Annotated in this window: 19 protein-coding genes and 1 tRNA gene; 13 read left to right on the forward strand and 7 right to left on the reverse strand. The window is 72.4% G+C overall.

The genetic code is table 11. From position 1 onward, the window contains the following. Window positions 1-80: 80 nt before the first annotated feature. The 3 genes from ABZ822_RS11815 (at window position 81) to ABZ822_RS11825 (ending at window position 3,137) form a co-directional block, all read left to right on the forward strand. Window positions 81-1,277 (forward strand): NAD(P)-binding domain-containing protein, encoded by a 1,197-nt coding sequence (locus tag ABZ822_RS11815; protein WP_360850806.1) that lies wholly within the window; start codon window positions 81-83, stop codon window positions 1,275-1,277. A gap of 174 nt (window positions 1,278-1,451) precedes the next feature. Then, on the forward strand, window positions 1,452-2,369 hold the full coding sequence (locus ABZ822_RS11820; RefSeq protein ID WP_360850809.1) for an MBL fold metallo-hydrolase: 918 nt from the start codon (window positions 1,452-1,454) through the stop codon (window positions 2,367-2,369). 39 nt (window positions 2,370-2,408) lie between these two features. Continuing rightward, window positions 2,409-3,137, forward strand: a complete 729-nt coding sequence (locus ABZ822_RS11825; RefSeq protein WP_360850812.1) for a GPP34 family phosphoprotein — start codon at window positions 2,409-2,411, stop codon at window positions 3,135-3,137. A 113-nt stretch (window positions 3,138-3,250) separates the two neighbouring features. Here the strand turns inward: ABZ822_RS11825 and ABZ822_RS11830 are convergent. Continuing rightward, window positions 3,251-3,338, reverse strand: a tRNA-Leu gene (locus ABZ822_RS11830). Window positions 3,339-3,673: 335 nt separating this feature from the next. On the opposite strand from ABZ822_RS11830, the gene ABZ822_RS11835 reads away from it, so the two are divergent. The 3 genes from ABZ822_RS11835 (at window position 3,674) to ABZ822_RS11845 (ending at window position 6,376) form a co-directional block, all read left to right on the forward strand. After that, the gene (locus ABZ822_RS11835) at window positions 3,674-4,993 is read left to right on the forward strand and encodes a M20/M25/M40 family metallo-hydrolase (protein ID WP_360850815.1); all 1,320 of its coding nucleotides are present in this window, start codon (window positions 3,674-3,676) and stop codon (window positions 4,991-4,993) included. A gap of 285 nt (window positions 4,994-5,278) precedes the next feature. Further along, a complete protein-coding gene (chpH, locus tag ABZ822_RS11840) occupies window positions 5,279-5,512 on the forward strand; it encodes a chaplin ChpH (RefSeq protein WP_360850818.1) in 234 nt (77 codons plus the stop codon). 135 nt (window positions 5,513-5,647) lie between these two features. Continuing rightward, on the forward strand, window positions 5,648-6,376 hold the full coding sequence (locus ABZ822_RS11845; RefSeq protein WP_360850821.1) for a chaplin: 729 nt from the start codon (window positions 5,648-5,650) through the stop codon (window positions 6,374-6,376). 93 nt (window positions 6,377-6,469) lie between these two features. Here the strand turns inward: ABZ822_RS11845 and ABZ822_RS11850 are convergent, their stop codons facing one another. After that, window positions 6,470-6,658 carry a DUF5703 family protein gene (locus tag ABZ822_RS11850; protein ID WP_360850825.1) on the reverse strand — a complete coding sequence of 63 codons (189 nt, stop codon included), beginning with the start codon at window positions 6,656-6,658 and terminating at the stop codon, window positions 6,470-6,472. Between the two features lie 47 nt (window positions 6,659-6,705). Between ABZ822_RS11850 and ABZ822_RS11855 the strand changes: the two genes are divergently transcribed. Next, window positions 6,706-7,416 carry a hypothetical protein gene (locus ABZ822_RS11855; protein WP_360850827.1) on the forward strand — a complete coding sequence of 237 codons (711 nt, stop codon included), beginning with the start codon at window positions 6,706-6,708 and terminating at the stop codon, window positions 7,414-7,416. Window positions 7,417-7,729: 313 nt separating this feature from the next. Here ABZ822_RS11855 and ABZ822_RS11860 read toward each other — a convergent pair whose 3' ends face one another. Beyond that, window positions 7,730-10,180, reverse strand: a complete 2,451-nt coding sequence (locus tag ABZ822_RS11860) for a helix-hairpin-helix domain-containing protein (protein WP_360850830.1) — start codon at window positions 10,178-10,180, stop codon at window positions 7,730-7,732. Further along, window positions 10,177-11,160: an aldo/keto reductase gene (locus ABZ822_RS11865; protein WP_360850833.1), complete on the reverse strand. Its 984-nt coding sequence runs from the start codon at window positions 11,158-11,160 to the stop codon at window positions 10,177-10,179. Before ABZ822_RS11865 ends, ABZ822_RS11860 begins: the two co-directional genes overlap by 4 nt. Window positions 11,161-11,299: 139 nt before the next feature. On the opposite strand from ABZ822_RS11865, the gene ABZ822_RS11870 reads away from it, so the two are divergent. Continuing rightward, window positions 11,300-12,352: an LLM class F420-dependent oxidoreductase gene (locus ABZ822_RS11870; protein ID WP_360850835.1), complete on the forward strand. Its 1,053-nt coding sequence runs from the start codon at window positions 11,300-11,302 to the stop codon at window positions 12,350-12,352. Window positions 12,353-12,518: 166 nt separating this feature from the next. Here ABZ822_RS11870 and ABZ822_RS11875 read toward each other — a convergent pair whose 3' ends face one another. Then, a complete protein-coding gene (locus tag ABZ822_RS11875; RefSeq protein WP_360850838.1) occupies window positions 12,519-13,142 on the reverse strand; it encodes a hypothetical protein in 624 nt (207 codons plus the stop codon). Between the two features lie 260 nt (window positions 13,143-13,402). Here ABZ822_RS11875 and ABZ822_RS11880 point away from each other — a divergent pair, with 260 nt between their 5' ends. After that, window positions 13,403-14,191: a ferritin-like domain-containing protein gene (locus tag ABZ822_RS11880; protein ID WP_360850841.1), complete on the forward strand. Its 789-nt coding sequence runs from the start codon at window positions 13,403-13,405 to the stop codon at window positions 14,189-14,191. Window positions 14,192-14,270: 79 nt separating this feature from the next. Here the strand turns inward: ABZ822_RS11880 and corA are convergent, their stop codons facing one another. Beyond that, window positions 14,271-15,266 carry a magnesium/cobalt transporter CorA gene (gene corA, locus ABZ822_RS11885; RefSeq protein ID WP_360851439.1) on the reverse strand — a complete coding sequence of 332 codons (996 nt, stop codon included), beginning with the start codon at window positions 15,264-15,266 and terminating at the stop codon, window positions 14,271-14,273. A 64-nt stretch (window positions 15,267-15,330) separates the two neighbouring features. Between corA and ABZ822_RS11890 the strand changes: the two genes are divergently transcribed. From ABZ822_RS11890 to mshC, 4 genes are all read left to right on the forward strand, one after another. Beyond that, window positions 15,331-16,032, forward strand: coding sequence for a histidine phosphatase family protein (locus ABZ822_RS11890; RefSeq protein ID WP_360850844.1), 702 nt, complete (start codon window positions 15,331-15,333; stop codon window positions 16,030-16,032). A gap of 175 nt (window positions 16,033-16,207) precedes the next feature. Further along, complete coding sequence (locus ABZ822_RS11895) at window positions 16,208-16,801, forward strand: DUF3090 domain-containing protein (RefSeq protein WP_360850846.1); 594 nt, start codon at window positions 16,208-16,210, stop codon at window positions 16,799-16,801. Further along, window positions 16,762-17,595 carry an SCO1664 family protein gene (locus ABZ822_RS11900; protein WP_360850849.1) on the forward strand — a complete coding sequence of 278 codons (834 nt, stop codon included), beginning with the start codon at window positions 16,762-16,764 and terminating at the stop codon, window positions 17,593-17,595. The genes ABZ822_RS11895 and ABZ822_RS11900 overlap by 40 nt, the downstream gene beginning before the upstream one ends. A 265-nt stretch (window positions 17,596-17,860) precedes the next feature. Continuing rightward, complete coding sequence (gene mshC / locus ABZ822_RS11905) at window positions 17,861-19,090, forward strand: cysteine--1-D-myo-inosityl 2-amino-2-deoxy-alpha-D-glucopyranoside ligase (protein WP_360850852.1); 1,230 nt, start codon at window positions 17,861-17,863, stop codon at window positions 19,088-19,090. Between the two features lie 176 nt (window positions 19,091-19,266). On the opposite strand, the gene ABZ822_RS11910 is transcribed toward mshC, so the two are convergent. Beyond that, window positions 19,267-20,391 carry a PAC2 family protein gene (locus ABZ822_RS11910; protein ID WP_360850854.1) on the reverse strand — a complete coding sequence of 375 codons (1,125 nt, stop codon included), beginning with the start codon at window positions 20,389-20,391 and terminating at the stop codon, window positions 19,267-19,269. Window positions 20,392-20,588 lie beyond the last annotated feature (197 nt).

The following is a 20,588-nucleotide window of genomic DNA, read 5'->3' on the forward strand; positions in this document are numbered from 1 at the left end:
CACGACCCTCCACGCGTACCACCGCGAGGGCGGCAAGCCCTCACGACGATCGCTTCATGACAAGAGAGCGGGAACCATCCATGTACGACCTGGTTGTCGTCGGCGCAGGCCCCTACGGACTGTCGATCGCTGCCCACGCGGCCGCGACCGGACTGCGGCTTCGCGTGCTCGGCCGTCCGATGGCCTCATGGCGGGACCACATGCCGCCGGGCATGTTCCTCAAGTCGGAGCCCTGGTCCTCGAATCTGTCCGACCCGACCGGCGACCGCACGCTGTCCGCGTACTGCGCCTCCCGCAACCAGCCCGCCGAGCACGGCACGCCGATCCCCATCACCACGTACACCGACTACGGCATGTGGTTCGCGCAGAACGCCGTCGAGCGGATCGACGAGCAGACCGTGACCTCCGTACGCCGCAGCGGCGGCGGCTACGTGGTCACCACCGAGGACGGCGAGGCCATCCCCACCAGGACGGTCGCGCTCGCGGCCGGCGTCATGCCCTTCGTCAGCCACCCGGAGCCGCTCACCGCGCTCCCGGAGGGACTCGCCTCGCACAGCAGCCACCACAGCGACCTCTCCCGGTTCAAGGGCAAGGACGTCACCGTGATCGGCGCCGGACAGGCCGCCCTGGAGACCGCGGCCCTGCTGGCCGAGGAGGGCGCAACCGCCCGGGTCGTGGCCCGCGCGGGGCGCCTCAACTGGAACACCCCGCCGCAGCCGCTCGACCGCAGCCTGCTGCGCTCGCTCCGCGACCCGCACTGCGGGCTCGGCACCGGCTGGCCGAGCTGGGTCTGGTCCGAGATCCCGTGGGCGGTCCGCCGACTGCCCGGGCCCACGCGCGTCCGCATCGCGGCGACGGCTCTCGGCCCCGCGGGCGCCTGGTGGCTGCGCGACCGCCTCGAGAGCGCCGTACCCGTCCTGCTCGGTCACCGGCTCCGCGCGGCGTCGCCGTCGTCGGGCGGTGTGCGGCTGGACCTCACGACACCCGCGGGCGCGCGGACCGCTCTGGAGACCGAGCACGTCATCGCCGCCACCGGCTTCACCCCGGACCTTGCCCGGCTCGACCTGCTCGACCGGGGGATCAGGGACGGGCTGCGACGGGTGGGCGGCGGTCTCGCCCCGGACCTCAACAGCCGGTTCGAGTCCTCGCACCCCGGCCTCTTCTTCGCGGGCCTGCTGACGGCGCCCTCGTTCGGCCCGGCGATGCGCTTCGTCTACGGGGCGACGTTCACCGCCCAGCGGCTGGTGCGCGGAGTGCGGCGCAGGGTCGGTACCTGATACGCAGTCAGGGGGCGCGCGCTGCGCGGGCTGTCCGGCGGTGGACTGGGCCACGGGCCGCGGAACGGGGGATCATGCCCTCGTCCCGCGGCCCGTCGCATCACCGGACGGACCCCGGCAGCCGTCCGCGTACGCCGCCCCCTGACCGAAGTCGCCGTCCCCCAGGAGGAGTTCATGATCACGCCCGATGCCAAGCTGGAGGAAGTCGCCGACGGGGTGTTCGCCTACCTCCAGCTCCCCGGGAGCTGGTGCCTCAACAACGCCGGTTTCCTGGTGGGTTCGCCCGGCACGGAGACCGTCCTCATCGACACCGCGGCCACCGAGATGCGGGCGCGGGCGCTGCGCGACACCGTGGTCGCGACCGCCGGACGCATGCCGGGCGTGCTCGTCAACACCCACCACCACGGCGACCACACCTACGGCAACCACCTCTTCACGCCGCACGCCCGCCTGATCTCCCACCCCCGCTGCCGCGAGGAGATCCTGCGCAACGGCGTCGACCTGCCCGCGCTCTGGCCCGACGTCGAGTGGGGCGACATCGTCGTCGCGCCGCCCACGACGACCTTCACCGACCGCCTGACCCTCCACACACCCGCGTACGACATCGAGCTGATCCACCCCGGTGTCGCCCACACCGCCGGCGACACGGCCGTATGGCTGCCCGAGCAGAAGGTGCTCTTCGCGGGCGACCTGATCTTCTCCGAGGGCACCCCGTTCGTCTTCATGGGCTCGGTGCAGGGCTCGATCGCGTCCCTCGCTCTGCTGCGCGAACTCGGCGCGGAGACCGTCGTCCCCGGACACGGCCCGGTCTGCGGCCCCGAGGTCTACGACACCGTGGAGCGCTATCTGGCCTGGGTCCTGCGCCTGGCCGAGGAGAGCCGGGCGGCCGGGATCGGCCCACGCGAGGCGGCGCTGGAGGCGGACCTCGGGGAGTTCGCCGCGCTGGGCGAGTCCGAGCGGCTGGTGATGAACCTCCACCGGGCGTACGCGGAGCTCGCCGGCGTGCCGGGCGGCGACCCCCTCCCGTTCCCCGCCGCTCTGGCCGACGCCATCGCCTGCAACGACGGCCTTCCGCCGGTGTGCAACGCTTGACCGACGCCTGACCGGCCGGAGGCGGACAGCGCCGCGCCGGTGCCCGTCCGTTCGCCGTCCACCGGCCGGCCCAAGGAGCCCGTCATCGAGCCGTACCGGGGCACGCTGCCCGAAGAACTGCTGCTGCTGGCCCACGATCCGGTCACCGGACGGGAGTTGAGCCGCACCCCGTACATCGGCTACGGCGTGGCCGCCGCGGTCCTCGTCGAGCTGGAACGGGCCGGGCGGATCCGTGAGGACCGCGGTCGCCTGTCCCTGGTGGACCCCACTCCGGTCGGGATCCCGATACAGGACTGGGTGCTCGACGTGCTCGGCCGCCTGGGCGCCGGCACGGGGCGGGGCGTCGGTGCGCGGGGCTGGATACGCGACGCCGGACACAGCTTCGTCGATCTCTACCTGCGGGACCTCATGGCATGCGAGGCGCTGCGCCGCGAACGGCGCCGGATGCTCGGCGTCTTCCCGTACGACCGGTACCCGGTGGGGGCGGTCGACTGGACGACCCCGGTGCGCGGGCGTGTGGACGGTGCGGCCCGTTCGGGCCAGGCCGACCTCGGTACCCGCCTGCTCGGGGCGTTCGCCGCGGCGACCGGTGTCGACGACGCTCTGTACCCGGGCTTCGTGGCCTTCCCCCTGCGGCGCACGCTGAACGGCTTCGCCCGCGAGCACTGGGCCCCCGCGGTCGTCCAACGGCTGGTGGACAGCGACGAGTCGGCCCGCTCCCGGCGCATCAGCTTCGGCTCCAGCGGGGGCGACGGCGGCGGCGACTGACGGCCGGACTCCCGGGAAGGACGGGCCCCGCGGTGCACGGCACGACCGTGCACCAGGGGCCAGTTCCGGACGCCGACGAAGAAGGACCCCAGCTGATGCTGGGGTCCCATCTGTGGTGTCCGAGGGGGGACTTGAACCCCCACGCCCGATAAAGGGCACTAGCACCTCAAGCTAGCGCGTCTGCCATTCCGCCACCCGGACAAGGTGCTCGGCGTCCGGCCCGTGGCCGTTCCGACGGGGAAAACCATAGCAAACATCGGGCGGTGCTCGATCACCCGGTCGGCCGGGCGGCACCCGCGGACGCGCGTTGCTCGGACGGCGGGCGAGGCGGCGCGGCGGGCGACCGATGGGACACCGCGGGCTGACCCGGGCTGTGCGGTGGGGCGGCCTGGCGCCCGACGTGCTGTGACGGGCGCATGACGGCGGTATTGCGGCCTTGGGATGCGGCGCCGCGCGGGGGAGTATGGCCGTGGACCCCGCGTGGGTGCCGGTCCTCCGGGTCCGGTGCCCGCGGCAGCGAACCACGAGGAGGCAGCGTGAGTGAGTCGAGGCCGGCCCCCGCCGGTGAGGACGAGGTCGTCGACCTGTGCCGGGACCTGATCCGGATCGACACCAGCAACTACGGCGACCACTCGGGCCCCGGCGAGCGCGCCGCCGCTGAATACGTCGCCGAGAAGCTCGCCGAGGTGGGGCTCGAACCCAAGATCTTCGAGTCGCACCCGGGCCGCGCTTCGACGGTCGCGCGCATCGCGGGCGAGGACCCGTCCCGGCCCGCGCTGCTCATCCACGGTCACACCGACGTCGTCCCGGCCAACGCCGACGACTGGACGCACCACCCGTTCTCGGGTGAGATCGCGGACGACTGCGTCTGGGGCCGCGGAGCCGTCGACATGAAGGACATGGACGCGATGACGCTCGCGGTCGTACGGGACCGGCTGCGCAGCGGCCGCCGCCCGCCGCGCGACATCGTCCTCGCCTTCCTCGCCGACGAGGAGGCGGGCGGGGTCTACGGGGCGCGGCATCTCGTCAACGAGCACCCGGACCTTTTCGAGGGCGTGACCGAGGCCATCGGCGAGGTCGGCGGCTTCTCCTTCACGGTCAACGAGAACCTGCGGCTCTACCTGATCGAGACCGCCCAGAAGGGCATGCACTGGATGCGGCTGACCGTGGACGGCACCGCAGGCCACGGCTCGATGACCAACAGCGACAACGCCATCACCGAACTGTGCGAGGCCGTGGGGCGGCTCGGCCGCCACAAGTTCCCGGTCCGGGTGACCAAGACCGTGCGGTCGTTCCTCGACGAGCTGTCCGACGCGCTCGGCACACCGCTCGACCCGGAGGACATGGACGCGACGCTCGCCAAGCTCGGCGGCATCGCGAAGATCATCGGAGCGACGCTGCGCAACACCGCGGCCCCGACCATGCTCGGCGCGGGCTACAAGGTCAACGTCATTCCGGGGCAGGCGACGGCCCATGTCGACGGCCGTTTTCTGCCGGGGCACGAGGAGGAGTTCCTCGCCGACCTCGACCGGATCCTGGGCCCGAAGGTCAAGAGGGAGGACGTGCACGCCGACAAGGCGCTGGAGACGAGCTTCGACGGCGGGGTCGTCGACGCCATGCAGTCGGCGCTCCGGGCCGAGGACCCCATCGCCCGGGCCGTGCCGTACATGCTCTCCGGTGGTACGGACGCCAAGTCCTTCGACGACCTCGGCATCCGCTGCTTCGGCTTCGCTCCGCTCAAACTGCCGCCCGAGCTGGACTTCGCGGGCATGTTCCACGGCGTGGACGAGCGCGTTCCCGTGGACGGTCTGAAGTTCGGCGTCCGCGTTCTGGACCGCTTCCTCGACTCCTGCTGATTCCTCGGCTCCTGCTGAGCGGCGAGCGGACCGGACCGGCTCCGAACCGGAACGGGAGGGGATCCGGATCCGATCCGGATCGTCCACGGGTCGGTCCGAGCACGACCGAGCAGCGGCCGTGTGTGCGAATTCTTGTCCGCTGAAACGATAATCCGGCGATCTCAGATTCGTACGGTTCTCACTGGAAAGAGTGAACGCCCACACGGCCCCGTGGCCGAGTTCCCCCTTCCTCGTTACAGGCAGTGCGGTCCCGGCTGGGACCGCGTTTGCCAACAAGGAGGAAGAATGATCAAGAAGGTCGTCGCTGTCGCGGCTGCCACCGGCGGTCTCGTGCTGGCCGGCGCAGGGATGGCGGTTGCGGACTCCGGTGCTCAGGGTGCTGCGCTGCAGTCCCCGGGTGTCGTGTCCGGCAACACCGTCCAGGTGCCCGTGCACGTGCCGGTGAACGCCTGCGGCAACACGGTCTCCGTGATCGGGCTGCTGAATCCCACCTTCGGCAACGCGTGTGTCAATGCGTGAAGTTGTGCCGCACTCGTGAGGGTGTGATCCCAGGCCCCGGAGTGCACTCCATGTACTCCGGGGCCTGGGAATTGGCGAGCGGGCATTCGCCCGTGAGCATTTCCGAATGGCGATAGGCAGCAGGGGAGCGAACCTATGCGAAAGGTCGCGAGAAAGAGTCTGATCACCGTCGCGGCAGCCAGTGGTGTGCTGGCTGTGACCGGTGGTTACGCGTACGCGGATGCGGACGCACAAGGTGTTGCGCGGAACTCTCCGGGCGTCGGATCCGGTAACACGGTCCAGGTGCCCGTGCACGTTCCGATCAACGTCTGCGGCAACACGGTCAACGTCGTGGGGCTGCTGAACCCGGTCGCGGGCAACAGCTGTGCCAACATCTCCCGCGGCAACGACGGGTCGAACGGTGGCGGCAGCGGTTCGTCGGCCCAGGGTGGCAGCAGCAACTCGCCGGGCGTCATCTCCGGCAACTCGGTGCAGGTGCCGGTCGAGGTTCCCGTGAACGCCTGCGGCAACAGCATCGGCGCCGGAGCCGGCAACGCCGTGACCGGCAACAAGTGCGCCAATGCCTCGGACGACAAGCCCGACGAGCCCGGCAACCCGGGTGAGCCGGAGGAGCCGAACGAGCCGAGCAACCCGTCCGAGCCGGACGACGAGGACAAGCCGACCCCCGGCAAGCCGGGTGACGAGGGCGGGTCCGAGGTCAAGCCGTCGACGGAGCACAAGCCGCAGGGCAGCTCCGTCAAGGGCACGGAGGAGCTGGCCGAGACCGGTGCCGGCACGCTGGCGGCCACCGGTGCCGCGAGCGCCGCGATGCTGCTCGGCGGCGTCGTGCTCTACCGCCGCGCGCGGACCGCGTCCCGGTCCTAGGACTCAGGGACCGGTTCGGACCGGTACGCAGTACGGAGCGGGCCCCGCAGACGCGGGGCCCGTTTCGCATTCACTGTGCGTCACAGCGTGGGTTCACCAGGTGGCACGCGGCTGCCGGATGATCCGGCGGCGCAGACGTACGCGACGGCTGCCGTCAGGATTCAGCCGCAGCCGGTCCAACTCCCAGTGCCCGTACTCGGCGTGGTCGGTCAACAGGCGCGTGGCAGCCTTGCGGGAGACCCCGCGCGGCACGTACACATCGCGAAATTCATATTCCGGCATCGAATCTATTGTGCGGGTAGTGCCCGAGTACGGATAGCGTCTGCACTATGTCTGATGCTGCGCAGCCGACCGCTGCCGAGGTACGCGCCGCCGCCGAGGCGGTCAAATCCGCGCTGGACCGCCACCTCGACGCGGTCGAGAGGCGGTCGGGAGACGACGATCCCGCCGTCTACACGGCCTTCAACGAGCTGGCCGCGGCGGCCGAGACGTACGACGAGCTGCTGTACGAGGCCTATGACGAGGTCACCCCCTTCGAGATCCCGGGCGACGGGTCGATGCCCGCCTACACCGGGCCGGAGGAGCCGAGCGCGATCAGTGTGCTGATCCGCCGGGACTACACGGTCACCGAACCGCAGCGACTGCTGTCCCAGGCGCAGCGGGTGGCCGACCTCGACCCGGACGTGGAGCTGGGCGGCTCGGGGAAGAACGGATCCGAGGGCGGGGCGGGAGCGGGCGTCCACGCCGCGCTCGGCGTGCTCTTCGGGGAGTACGAAGCGGACGAGATCGCGTCCCGGCACAAGGAGTTCGGCCTGGAGGAGGGCGACTCCACACTCTGGGTGGCCGCGGCCGACGAAGCCTCGGACCCGGGGGAGTGGCTGAACGCGCCCTTCGACCAGGCGGATCCGGAGGCGGTCGTCTGCCGCTTCGACGTCAGCGCGGTCTTCGACGACGAACTCGACGACGAGGACGACGAAGAGGACGAGGACGACGAAGAGGATGAGGACGACGAGCTGGAGCCGCTCGACTCCGAGCGGTAGGCGGTCTCGCTCCTTCACTCCTTCCGGTCACGCTTGTCGGTGGGCCGCGCCCGGCGCACGGCGGGTAGCAGCGGCCAGGGGGTCACTCCGCCGTGGCCGATGCATGCCAGCGCCGTCCCCCGCGTCCCGCGCGGGGTGATCATGTGCCGCTCAGCGGTGCCTACTCCGTACGGGTGCCTGCTCGTGCCGAGGACGGGGCAGCGGTCGGCCGGTCATGAGACGCGCGGCGCCGATGCGGGACAGGGATGCCGATGGGCGGCGGTGCCGATGGGCGGCGGTGTACGCCGACCGGCGATCACCGCCGCTGAGGAGTTCACACGGCCGGGGGCGCGCCGGCCCGCAGCAGTGCACGCAGCCGGGTCGTGCGCTCCTTGACCGGTACCTCGGCGACCGCACGGGGCAGCGCCCCTTCCGTGCCCTGCACCACCGACAGATGCCGCTCACCCCGGCCGAACGCGGTGTAGACCCAGGACCGGGTCAGCGTCCGGGCCGCGTCACCGGGCAGGACCACGACCGCCGCCGGCCAGCGCAGGCCCGCCGCCTGGTGCGCGGTCAGCGCCCAGCCGTGGCGTACGGTCTCGCTCACCCGCTCGCGCTCCACGAGGAGCGGCGCACCCGCGCAGTCCAGGTGGAGCCCCTGGGCGTCGGCGGTGACCACGGTGCAGGGCAAAGTCCGGCCGGGCGTCGGCGTATAGGCCACGCGGTCGCCCGGATCGAAGCCGCCGAACCGGCCAGGGCCTGGATTGAGCCGCTCCTTGAGAGCGGCGTTCAGGGCCCGCGTGCCTGCCGCGCCGCCGTGCCCCGGGGTGATCACCTGGGTGTCGTCGGCGGCCACGCCGATGGCGCGCGGCACCGAGTCGGCTACCAGCTGGACGGTGCGGTGGACCGCTTCGCCGGCGTCACGCACCGGGACGATCACCACTTCCTTGTCCGGTGCCTCCACCTCGGTCAGTTCGCCGATCCCGATGCAGGACACCAGTTCGCCGATGGGCCCCGGGTCCGGCGTACGGGACGCGATCTGGGGGCAGGTGCGGGCCGAGAGGAGATCGGCGAACACCTTTCCGGGACCGGCCGACCACAGCACGCCGGGGTCTCCGCTGAGGACCAGCCGTGCGCCGTCGGGCAGCGACTCCACGAGCATCGCCGCGGACTCCACATCGAGCTGCGGTGCGTCCAGCACGGCCAGGACGTCGAGGGCGAGGGCGCCGTCCGCGTCCCGGCCCGGCCCCTCCGCACCCGCCAGCAGCCCGGCCACGGTGACGGCCGCAGGACCCGGTGACTGCTCCTGAGCCCCCTCCAACTCCCGCTCGGGGCCGGGCAATCCGCCGTCGGCAGCAGGGGCCGATACGGCGTCCAGGAGCTCTTGGAGGCGTCGGCGGCCGTCCTCGGTGTGCGCCGCGGCGTAGGCCCTGAGGCCCAGCGCCCGGGCCGCCGCCACCACGGCGGCGGGCTCCGCCCGGGCCGCCTCGCCGCCGGTGTGGGCGACGAGCCCGTGCCCTGCGACCGCTTGCAGCAATTCGGCGGCGGAAGGGGAGGGCGCGGACCGAGCGGCGGCCTGCCACGCGTCGGCGGACGGCGCGGCCGAGGACGCCGATGCGCCTGCCTCCTCCGCGCCGGAAGCAGAACCGGCTTGCGGCACAAAGGTGTTGACCAGTCTCGCGAGCCCGTCGGCCAGACTCTCCTCGGCGAGCGCGAACCGGTCCAGCCCCACCAGCACCTGTACGGGCCGCTCTTCGCCCTCCTCGTCCTGGGACGCCGCCTGGGCCGGTGCCGAACCGGGGGTGTCCAGCGCGTCCTGGAAGACCAGCACCCCGCCGTCCGCGACGGCCGTCCGCAGCGCGGTCTCCGGGTCCGGTACCGACCGCTGGGCGAGAGCCGAGGTCAGCGCCGCGGGCTCCAGCGCGGTGTGTCCTTCGAGGGCGGCGCGCTCCAGCAGCCAGTGGACGAGCGCTTGGGCACGCCGGTCGTCGGCCGGGCCGCAGTCCGCCCCGAGCAGCGCCCGGGCGAAACCGTCGGCCTGCTCGGGCCGCACCCCGGGAACCGCGAGCAGCTGCCACGGGTCCTCACGCAGCGCCTGGGCCGCGCGCTCGCCGAGGACATCGAGCACCTTGTCCGCCAGTGCGTCGGGTGCGCCGCCCGCGTTCAGCACCTCGCGCACCGTCGCGCTCCGGGCCGGCCGCTCGGCGGGCGGCAGTCCGGCCGCAGCGGGGTGCGGTGCCGCGGGTGCCGGGCGCCCGCTCATGCCGTCCGACGGACTGCCGCCTCCCTGCGCGGGGCCGGGCCCGCCCGGCCCGGGCGCGGTGCTCCCCGGTCCCTGGGCCGCCTGGCCGCCCGCTCCGGCGGCGGGCGCTCGCGCGGGACCCGACGCCCGACCCGGAGTGCTCGCTCTCGCCGGTCGGCCCGCTTCGGCGAAGAACGACGCGGCCGAGCGCTCACCGCTCTCCACCGCCCGCACAGCCGCGGCGAGCCGGTCCACGGCGGCGGGCCTCCCGGGCCCGCCCTCCCCGTCGGCCGTTCCGCCACGGCCCCCCGCATCCGCACGGCTCCCCGCACCGGCCGCCGGGTCCGGGTGCTCCGGGCCGTCCGGGCGCGCCTCCGCCGCCCCGCCGGACGGGGCGTCGGCGCGCGATGCCGCGTCCTGCTGCCCTGCGGCCGGCTGATCACCGACAGGCTGATCACCGGTCGGCCGGTCACCGCCCTCCTGCCCGTCGCCCGGGCGGTCGGGCGTCCGCGCCGGTTCGTCTGCGCGGCGGTCCGTGGTCACAGCGTGCTCCAGTCCTGGTCGGGATAGCGGTGCAGCGGCGCCGATACGTCGTCGAGCGCCTGACAGATCTCGTCCGGAAGCGTAAGTGCCTCCACTGACAACGCCGCTATGAGCTGCTGTGCGTTCCGCGCGCCGACGATCGGGGCCGTCACCCCCGGCCGGTCGCGGACCCACGCGAGAGCCACCTCCAGCGGGCTGGTGGCCAGGCCGTCCGCCGCCGTGGCGACCGCGTCGACGACGCGGCCCGCCGTGTCGTCGAGATAGGGGGCGACGAACGCGCCGAGGTCGGGCGAGGCACCGCGCGAGTCGGCCGGCGTCCCGTGCCGGTACTTGCCCGTCAGCACACCCCGCCCCAGGGGAGAGGACGGCAGCAGCCCGATACCCAGGTCCAGCGCCGCGGGCAGCACCTCCCGCTCCACCCCCCGCTGCAGCAGGCTGTATTCCATCTGCGTGCTCGCCAGCCGGGTGCGCACCCCGGGCGCGGCGAGCTGCCAGGTCGCGGCCTTGGCGAGCTGCCAGCCACAGAAGTTGGACACCCCGGCATAGCGCGCGCGGCCGCTGCTGACCGCGATGTCGAGCGCCTGCAGCGTCTCCTCGAGCGGCGTCCTGTGGTCGAAGGCGTGGATCTGCCAGAGGTCCACATGGTCCGTGCCGAGGCGCTCCAGGGACGCGTCGAGTGCGGAGAGCAGATGGCCGCGCGAGCCGTCGAAGCGGCGGTCGGGATCGGGGACGCTGCCCGCCTTCGTCGCGATGACGAGATCGCGGCGCGGCACCAGGCCCTCCAGGAGCTGCCCCAGCAGATACTCGGCGCCCCCGTCCGCGTACACATCGGCCGTGTCCACCAGTGTGCCGCCGGCCTCCCAGAACGCCTTGAGCTGGTCGGCGGCGTCGTGCTCGCCGGTGTCCCGCCCCCAGGTCAGGGTGCCGAGCCCGATCCGCGATACGCGCAGTCCCGTACGGCCGAGGTGCCTCTGCTCCATGGGGCCTGACACTACTGGCCCGGCCGCGGCCCGATGCGGCCTGTGGACAACCGCGCACAGAACCCGGCACTGACGGATCCGGGGGTCGCGCGCTAGAGTCCGCGGAGCAGGTACGTTACTGATCGGTAAGGGGAGCGGCATGCGGCTCGGGATCAACCTCGGCTACTGGGGCGCCGGAATGGACGCCGACAACCTCGCGGTCGCCCGCGAGGCCGACAAGCTCGGCTATTCCGTCTGCTGGGCGGCGGAGGCGTACGGCTCCGACGCGCCCACGGTGCTCGCCTGGGTCGCCGCCCAGACCGAGCAGATCGATGTCGGCTCCGCCATCTTCCAGATCCCCGCGCGAGCCCCCGCCATGACCGCCATGACGGCCGCCACCCTCGACTCCCTCTCCGGGGGCCGCTTCCGGCTCGGCCTCGGCGTGTCCGGCCCGCAGGTCTCCGAGGGCTGGTACGGCGTCAAGTTCGACAAGCCGCTCGCCCGCACCCGCGAGTACGTGGAGATCGTCCGCAAGGCGATGACCCGTGAGCGCCTGACGCACGAGGGCGAGCACTGGACCCTGCCGCTGCCCGGCGGTCCCGGCAAGCCCATCAAGCTCACCGTCCACCCGGAGCGCGAGCACATCCCGCTCTACATCGCCGCCATCGGCCCCAAGAACCTCGAGCTGACCGGCGAGATCGCGGACGGCGCGCTCATCCTCTTCTGCGCGCCCGAGCACGCCGAGGAGACGGCGATCAGCCACATCCGGACGGGCCGCGAGAAGGTGGGCAAGACGCTCGAGGGCTTCGACGTCGTCCCGACCGTGCCCATGGCCGTGGGCGACGACGTGGACGCCCTGGCCGACCTCTTCCGCCCGTACACCGCGCTCTACGTCGGCGGCATGGGCAGCGCCAAGCAGAACTTCTACAACAAGCTGGCGCAGCGCATGGGGTACGAGAAGGAGGCCGCCGAGATCCAGGAGAAGTTCCTCGGAGGCGACAAGGAGGGCGCTGCCGCGGCCGTGCCGAAGCAGCTCATCGACTCCACCACGCTCCTCGGCTCGGTCGAGCGCATCGCCGACCGTATGCAGGCCTACGCCGAGGCGGGCGTCACCACCCTGTCCCTCGCGCCGGCGGGCTTCACCCGTGAGGAGCGGCTGACGTCGCTCCGCGCGGGTGTCGAGGCGCTGGAGCGCGCGGGGCTGGCCGAGTAGCCGCCGAGGAGAGAAGCGTGGACGCGGCCCGGTGGCCGGGATCGAGAACCCGCCCACCGGGCCGTTCCCGTGTTCCCGTACGCCACCGGAACGCCCTGTGCCACCCTGAGGGCGGAAGTCCCGTGCGCCGTACGGGACTTCCGGTCAGGATCGGGTTCCGCCGGCGTCAGCCCGGGACCAGACGCCCCATCAGCCGTCCGAACGCGATCAGCCTGGCTATCTGACCCGCGCCTCCGTCGTCGAGCGACTTGCTGAAGCGGAACGCCTCCGGCCTGAACCGGGCCGTAGGCAGCGGCGTTTCGGGGTCGGGGCCGGGCACCGTGTTCATCTCGTGCGGCGTGCCGGTCGCCAGCACCACATGCACCCCGCGGTCGATCCTGCGGCCCGACGCGTCGCGCCCGACCAGCGTTCGCATCCCCACATGACGGATCGAGGCCAGCGGCAGTACCTGCACCGAGGAATCCAGGATCGTGCCGTCCGGGGCGTCCTCGTCCGCCAGTTCCTCGCTGTGCCACAGGATCAGCCGCCGCCCGTCGCAGACCGCGGCCTCCTGCCAGACCGATGTGCCCGCCTCGGACAGGTCCACGACCCGCTCCAGTGTGAATCCGCGGACGCGGTGCCGCCCCAGGACTCCGGCCATCGCATCGAGCGCGACATCCGCGTGCAGGAAGTAGGCACGCGCCGCATCGTCCAGACGTTCGTACGGCGACCAGTCCGAGCTCGCGGGTCCCAGGCGACGTGGTGCGGGACGGCTCTTCGCTGCTCTGCTGAACTTGCCCACCGGTGTCACAACCCCCTCCAGGCTCGGAATCACCCTACCCAGAGGTGGCGGGGGAGAGGCTGAGAGGTTTCCGCGGCCGTGGTGGGGGCTCGGGGGTCTTCCCCGCCACGGCCGTCACAGAACACAACGCGGAGGCGCCCCGGGGGTTACGCATCCCGGACGGACTTCTCCGCTCCTCCTTTCGGCCGAGTGCGCCGGCCGTCGTGTTGCCGGACGTCCCGCACCCCCTTTGACTTTGCCCTGCGGACGCCCGTACGGAGGTGGCATTGATGCTCTCGGCCCGAAGCCTGTTCCAGGAGATCCTCGACAACGACGACTCGTTCCGGCTGTTCTGCTCCATCGCGGCGAGTGGCGAGTCGCAGGGCGGCTGGGAGAACGCGCGGATCGCAGCACTCGTCCCGGACTCCCAGCGCCGTCTGGGGCCCAAGATCGTCCGTCACGGCGCGGACGAGGACAAGCACGGGCGCATCTTCAACGCCCTTCTGCGCAAGCGCGGTCTGGAGCCGGTCGAGGTGCCGCCCGAGGCCGACTACACCATGCTCCTGGAGCAGCAGGGCATCGGGCTGGCCCACGACAAGCTCCGCGCCGACGAGCCGCTGAGCGAGTACGACATCGTCGCCTACCTGGCGCACAGCCGGGTCACCGAGCAGCGCGCGTCCGAGCAGATGCAGCTGCTGCGCAAGCACTTCGCCGACCACCCCGACCTCGGCCGCGCGGTCAAGATGATTTCCAGCGACGAGGACAACCACCTCGCGTACTGCCACGAGGAGTTGCTGCGCCTCGCCGCCGCGGGCCACGGCCGGAGGATCCAGCGGATCCTGCGGCAGAGCGCGATGGCCGAGATCCGGGTCTACCGCGACGTCAGCCTGGCCTTCATGACGCAGATGGGCCGCATCCTGGGCTGGTCCGGGCCGAAGATCGCCGTGCTCAGGGCCGGGATCCACCTGGTCCATCTCTACGAGCGGTTCTTCGGCTGGCGGCGGATGGTGACGCTGTCCATGCCGGAGCGGCGGGACGCGCTGGGCGGCCCGGCGACGCCGGCCCCCGAGTTCGCCTGAGGCCCCTGCCCGCGCCAGGGGGGACCCTCGTCCGTGCCTCGGGAGCCCCCGCGCCCGTACCCCGGGGCCCCGTGCCCGGTCACAGCCAGCCGCGCCGCTTGAACAGCCGGTACAGCCCGATCACCACGACCGCCATGAGCGCCACCGCTGCCGGATAGCCCCACACCGTGTGCAGCTCCGGCATGTGCTCGAAGTTCATGCCGTAGATGCCAGCGATCGCGGTCGGCACCGCGACCATCGCCGCCCAGGCCGAGATCTTCCGCATGTCGTTGTTCTGCCGTACGCCCATCTGCGCCAGGTGTGCCGAGAGGATGTCCGAGAGCAGACGGTCGAAGCCCTCGATGTACTCGCCCGCGCGCGTCAGATGGTCGGAGACGTCCCGGAAGAACGGCCGGGCGTGCTCATGGACGAACGGCACCCCGGTCCCGGAGAGCCGCGCCATCGGCTCCGTCAGCGGCCCCACGGCCCGGCGGAACTCCACCACCTGCCGCTTGAAGTGGTAGATCCGCGCCGCGGTGGTGCCCGTGTCCCCGCCACCCGTCGGCGCGAACACGTCCGCCTCCAGTCCGTCCAGGTCGAGCTGGAGTTCAGAGGCGACGTCGATGTAGTCGTCCACGACGGCGTCGCTCACCGCGTACATCACCGCGGTCGGGCCGTGCTTGAGGACCTCCCGCTCCGCCTCCAGACGCGTCCGCACCTGCGCGAGCGGCGAGCCCTCGCCGTGCCGGACGGTGACGACGAAGGAGTCACCGACGAACACCATCAGCTCGCCCGTGGTGACGGCGTCCGTGTCCTCGTCGTACATGACCGGCTTGAGCACCAGGAAGAGGGAGTCGTCGTACACCTCCAGCTTCGGCCGCTGATGCGCCTTGAGCGCGTCCTCGACGGCCAGCGGGTGCAGCCCGAACTCGGCTGTCACCAGAGCGAACTCCTTCTCCGTCGGCTCATGGAGACCGATCCAGAGAAAGGAGTCGCCCTCGGCGCGGGCCTGGGCGAGGGCGTCGGAGAAGTCCGCCGGACCCTCGGTGCGGCGGCCGTTCCGGTAGATGGCGCAGTCCACGATCACGCAGCGCATTCTCCCCCGGAGCCCGGCGAAGTGCACGGGCCCCCGGGTTGCGCGAGCCCGTAGGGTGGCAGACATGCCCACGCTGATCCTCGTCCGGCACGGCCGTTCCACCGCCAACACCGCGGGGGTGCTCGCCGGCTGGAGCCCGGGTGTCGCCCTCGACGAGCGCGGCGCGGCACAGGCCGCGGCGCTGCCCGCGCGGCTGGCCGGTCTGCCCCTGGCGGCCGCCGTCACCAGCCCCCTGCAGCGCTGCGAGGAGACGCTGCGGCCGCTGCTGGACACCCGGCCAGGGCTGCCGCTGCACACCGAGGAGCGGATCGGCGAGTGCCACTACGGCTCCTGGACGGGGCGCAAGCTGGCGGAGCTGGCGGACGAACCGCTCTGGACGACGGTCCAGCGCTACCCGTCGGCCGCCGAGTTCCCGGGACCCGACGGCGAATCCGTGCGCGCGATGCAGGCGCGCGCGGTGGACGCCGTACGGGAGTGGAACACGCGCATCGAGGCCGAGCACGGCGCCGACGCCGTCTACCTGATGTGCTCGCACGGCGACATCATCAAGTCCCTCGTCGCCGACGCCCTCGGCCTCCACCTGGACCTCTTCCAGCGGATCTCCGTCGAGCCCTGCTCGGTCACCGCCATCCGTTTCACCCCGGTCCGGCCCTTCGTCCTCCGGCTGGGCGACACCGGCGACTTCCGCGCGCTCGCCCCGGACGGAGGCGCTGCCCCGGGTGCGGAGGGCGACGCCGCGGTGGGCGGTGCCACGGGCGCACCGTGATCGTCGGGCGCAGTAGGGTGGACGGGCTGCGGTGCGGGTACGCGGGACCTGCGCACCCGCGTTTGCCGAGATCCACCGACCGGAACAGACCGTTCGACCCCTTCAGACCATGCAGACCGTTCGGATCACAGACGCCGGACAGACTCCGCAGCGACGACAAAGAGGAGAGCAGGACGTGGCCCGTCAGGTGTACCTGTACGACCCGCCGGACCGCTTCGTCGCCGGTACGGTCGGGCTGCCTGGCCGCCGGACCTTCTTCCTCCAGGCCACCGCGGCCGGCCGGACGACCACCGTCGCCCTTGAGAAGACCCAGGTCGCCGCACTCGCCGAGCGGATCGACGAGCTGCTTGACGAGGTGGTGCGGCGCACCGGGGGCAATGCGCCCGTGCCTGCCGTGGCCCCTGCGGAACTCGCCGACGCCGAACCGCTCGAGGTGCCCGTGGAGGAGGAGTTCCGGGTCGGCACCATGGCGCTCGCATGGGACGGCGAGGAACAGCGCATGATCGTCGAGGCCCAGGCACTCGTCGAGCTGGAGGCCGAGACCGAGGAGGACCTCGCCGAGGCCGAGGAGCGGCTGCTGCAGGACGAGGAGAACGGCCCGCCGATGCTGCGCGTCCGGCTCAGCGGGCCCCAGGCCAGAGCGTTCGCCAAGAGGGCGCTGGAAGTGGTCAACGCCGGCCGCCCGCCGTGCCCGCTGTGCAGCCTGCCGCTCGACCCGGAAGGACATGTATGTCCGCGCCAGAACGGATACCGCCGCGGGGAGGCCTGACGGAGGACTCCGCGGTGTGCGAACTGCTCGCCGAGGGTGAGCTGGCCGTGCGCGGACGGATCCGGGAGGCGTCGAACGCGGTCCTCTACTGCGCCGTCGAGCTGGACGGCCGCAGCGCCGCCTGTGTCTACAAACCCGTCGCCGGTGAGCGTCCGCTGTGGGACTTCCCGGACGGGAACCTGGCGCGGCGCGAGGTGGCGGCGTACGAGGTCTCCCGCGCCACGGGCTGGGACCTGGTGCCGCCGACGGTCCTGCGCGACGGCCCGTACGGCGAGGGCATGTGCCAGCTCTGGGTCGAGGCGGACCCCGCCGAGGAACTGCTCGCGCTCGTCGAGGGCGAGGAGGCGGGGGAGGGGTGGAAGGCCATCGGCTTCGCCGAGGTCCCCGGAGGCGGGGCGGCGCTGCTCGTGCACGCGGACGATCAGCGGCTGCGGCGGCTCGCCGTCCTCGACGCCGTGATCAACAACGCCGACCGCAAGGGCGGGCATCTGCTGCCGACGGTGGACGGACGGCTGTACGCGATCGACCACGGCGTGACGTTCAACGCCGAGGACAAGCTGCGCACGCTGCTGTGGGGATGGGCGGGGGACGCGCTCACCGACGACGCGGTCGAGGTGCTGGGCCTGCTCGCGGCCGGCCTCGACGGCGAGGGGGCGCTCGCCGCCCGCCTGGCCGGCCTGATCACCCCCGAGGAGCTGGACGCCGTACGGACGCGTGTCGCCGCCCTGCTGCGTACGGGCCGCCACCCGGAGCCGAGCGGGGCCTGGCCCGCCATTCCCTGGCCGCCGGTCTGAGCCGGTCCGCTTCCGTACCGAGCCTTCTCCGGGGCCGTCCTGCTTCCGGACCGAGCCTTGTCCGGGGCCGTCCCGAATCCGGACCGAGCCGCGTCCGAGGCGACCCGAATCCGGTCCGCTGCCGGTTCCGCATCGGCCACTGCTGTGCCCGCCGGCGGTCGGTCCCCGAGCAGCACGGAGGGGCCCGCGGGCGCAAGAGTGTCCATCCGGCCAAGCCCGCAGGTCCGGTTCGTGTGAGGATCCGACATCCGGTTAGGCTCAAGGCATGCATGCCTGGCCCGCTTCTGAGGTTCCCGCCCTGCCCGGCAGAGGCCGCGACCTCCGGATCCACGACTCCGCGACCGGGAGCCCGATCACCCTCGACCCCGGTCCCGTCGCCCGCATCTACGCTTGCGGCATCACGCCGTACGACGCCACCCACCTGGGGCACGCGGCGACCTACAACGCGTTCGACCTCGTGCAGCGCGTGTGGCTCGACACCAAGCGGCAGGTTCACTACGTCCAGAACGTGACGGACGTCGACGACCCACTCCTCGAGCGTGCCCAGCGGGACGGCGAGGACTGGACCGAGCTCGCCGAGCGCGAGACCTCCCTCTTCCGCGAGGACATGACCGCGCTGCGGATGCTCCCGCCCCGCGAGTACATCGGCGCGGTCGAGGCCATACCGGGCATCGTTCCGCTCGTCGAACGGCTCCGTGACTCCGGCGCCGCCTACGAACTCGACGGGGACATCTACTTCTCCGTCGAGTCCGACCCGGCCTTCGGCGCGGTCTCCGGGCTCGATGCCGAAACGATGCGGCACCTCTCCGCCGAACGCGGCGGGGACCCGGAGCGCCCCGGCAAGAAGAACCCGCTCGACCCGATGCTGTGGATGGCCGCCCGTGACGGCGAGCCGAGTTGGGACGGCGGCACCCTCGGCCGCGGACGGCCCGGCTGGCACATCGAGTGCGTCGCCATCGCGCTCGACCATCTGGGCATGGGCTTCGACATCCAGGGCGGCGGGTCCGATCTCGCCTTCCCGCACCATGAGATGGGCGCCTCGCATGCCCAGGTCGTGACCGGCGAGCACCCGTTCGCGAAGGCGTACGTCCACGCCGGGATGGTCGCCCTCGACGGCGAGAAGATGTCCAAGTCCAAGGGCAACCTGGTCTTCGTCTCCGCGCTGCGCCGTGACGGCGTCGACCCGGCCGCGATCCGCCTCGCCCTGCTGTCGCACCACTACCGCGACAACTGGGAGTGGACGGACGCCGATCTCGACACGGCGGTCGAGCGGCTCGCCCGGTGGCGTTCCGCCGTCTCACGGCCCGACGGGCCGCCCGCCGAGGGGCTCCTGGACGAGGTCCGCGAGGCCATGGCGAACGACCTCGACGCGCCCGCCGCGCTCGCCGCCGTCGACCGCTGGGCGGCGCGCCAGGAGGCCGAGGGCGGCACGGACGAGGGCGCGCCGGGGCTCGTGTCGCGCACCGTCGACGCACTGCTGGGCGTGGCTCTCTGACGCCCTGACACATCCGCACCGGAACACACGGCTCGGGGCGCTCCTTCACCGAAGGAGCGCCCCGATGCGCTTGCTGTGAGCGGGACTTCGCCCGCCCGCCGACGGTGAGGCCCAGCCCGTGCGGCCCCGGCCCGTGAATCCGCGGCCCGTGAATCCGCGGCCCCTGGGCCCGCGGCCTATTCGTCCTCGGTGGCCGGGCCCGGACCGGAGCCCGGGTCCGAGGCGTCCTCGGAATCCGCCGAGCCCGCCGAGTCGGCCGCACCCGAAGGCCCCGTGGAGTCCGGGGAATCGGTGCCGTCCTGCTCATCGCCCCGTGACGAGGGCTTCGACGGCCGCGTACGCCCACCGGAGCTGTCGCGGGAGGTGTCCCGCAGATACGAGCCCCCGTCGCGCGCCTCCGGCGTCGTGCCGCTCTCCGTCGCATGACCACCCGGGCCGCCCGCGGGCCCCGCGCCCGGCTGTCCGTCGCGCCGCCGCAGGTATCGCTCGAACTCGCGGGCGATGGCCTCGCCGGAGGCCTCCGGCAGCTCGGCGGTGTCGCGGGCCTCCTCCAGCGACTGCACGTACTCGGCGACTTCGCTGTCCTCGGCCGCCAGTTGGTCCACCCCCACCTGCCAGGCCCGTGCGTCCTCCGGGAGTTCGCCGAGCGGGATACGGATCCCGATCAGGTCCTCGAGGCGGTTGAGCAGCGCGAGCGTGGCCTTGGGGTTCGGCGGCTGGGAGACGTAGTGCGGGACGGCGGCCCACAGGCTGACCGCGGGGACGCCCGCGTGCGTGCACGCCTCCTGGAGGATGCCGACGATGCCGGTCGGTCCCTCGTACCGCGTTTCCTCCAGGTCCATCGTCCTGGCCAGGTCCGGGTCCGACGTGACGCCGCTGACCGGGACGGGGCGGGTGTGCGGGGTGTCCCCTAGCAGCGCTCCGAGGATCACCACCATCTCCACGCCGAGTTCGTGCGCGAAACCGAGGATCTCGTTGCAGAAGGAGCGCCACCGCATGCTCGGCTCGATGCCTCTGACGAGCACCAGGTCGCGGGGCTTCGCGCCCCCGACCCTGGCCACCGAGAGCCGTGTGGTGGGCCAGGTGATCTTACGGACCCCGCCTTCGAGGAAGACGGTGGGCCGGTTGACCTGGAAGTCGTAGTAGTCCTCCGCGTCCAGCGCGGCGAAGACCTCGCCCTTCCATTCCCGGTCCAAGTGCCCGACCGCGGTGGAGGCAGCGTCACCGGCGTCGTTCCAGCCTTCGAACGCGGCCACCATGACCGGGTCGATCAGCTCGGGAACCCCCTCGAGCTCGATCACCCAGCGCCTCCTTCCGACCGGCGGACGTCCGTGCGGATCGCCCCCGGCTGCCGATCCATTGCGTGCGTGCCCAGCCTACGGCCAGACCGGGGGCCCTCCGCAGCCCCCGCGCGCACGCGCCCATTGATTCATCCGAGCTGTAGCCTGCCCATTTCCGCGCCACCTCGCACGGTGTGGGGCGAACCCCGTCATACATC

Origin of the sequence: Streptomyces sp. NPDC047108 (genome assembly GCF_040643575.1) — a bacterium.
Taxonomy (GTDB): domain Bacteria; phylum Actinomycetota; class Actinomycetes; order Streptomycetales; family Streptomycetaceae; genus Streptomyces.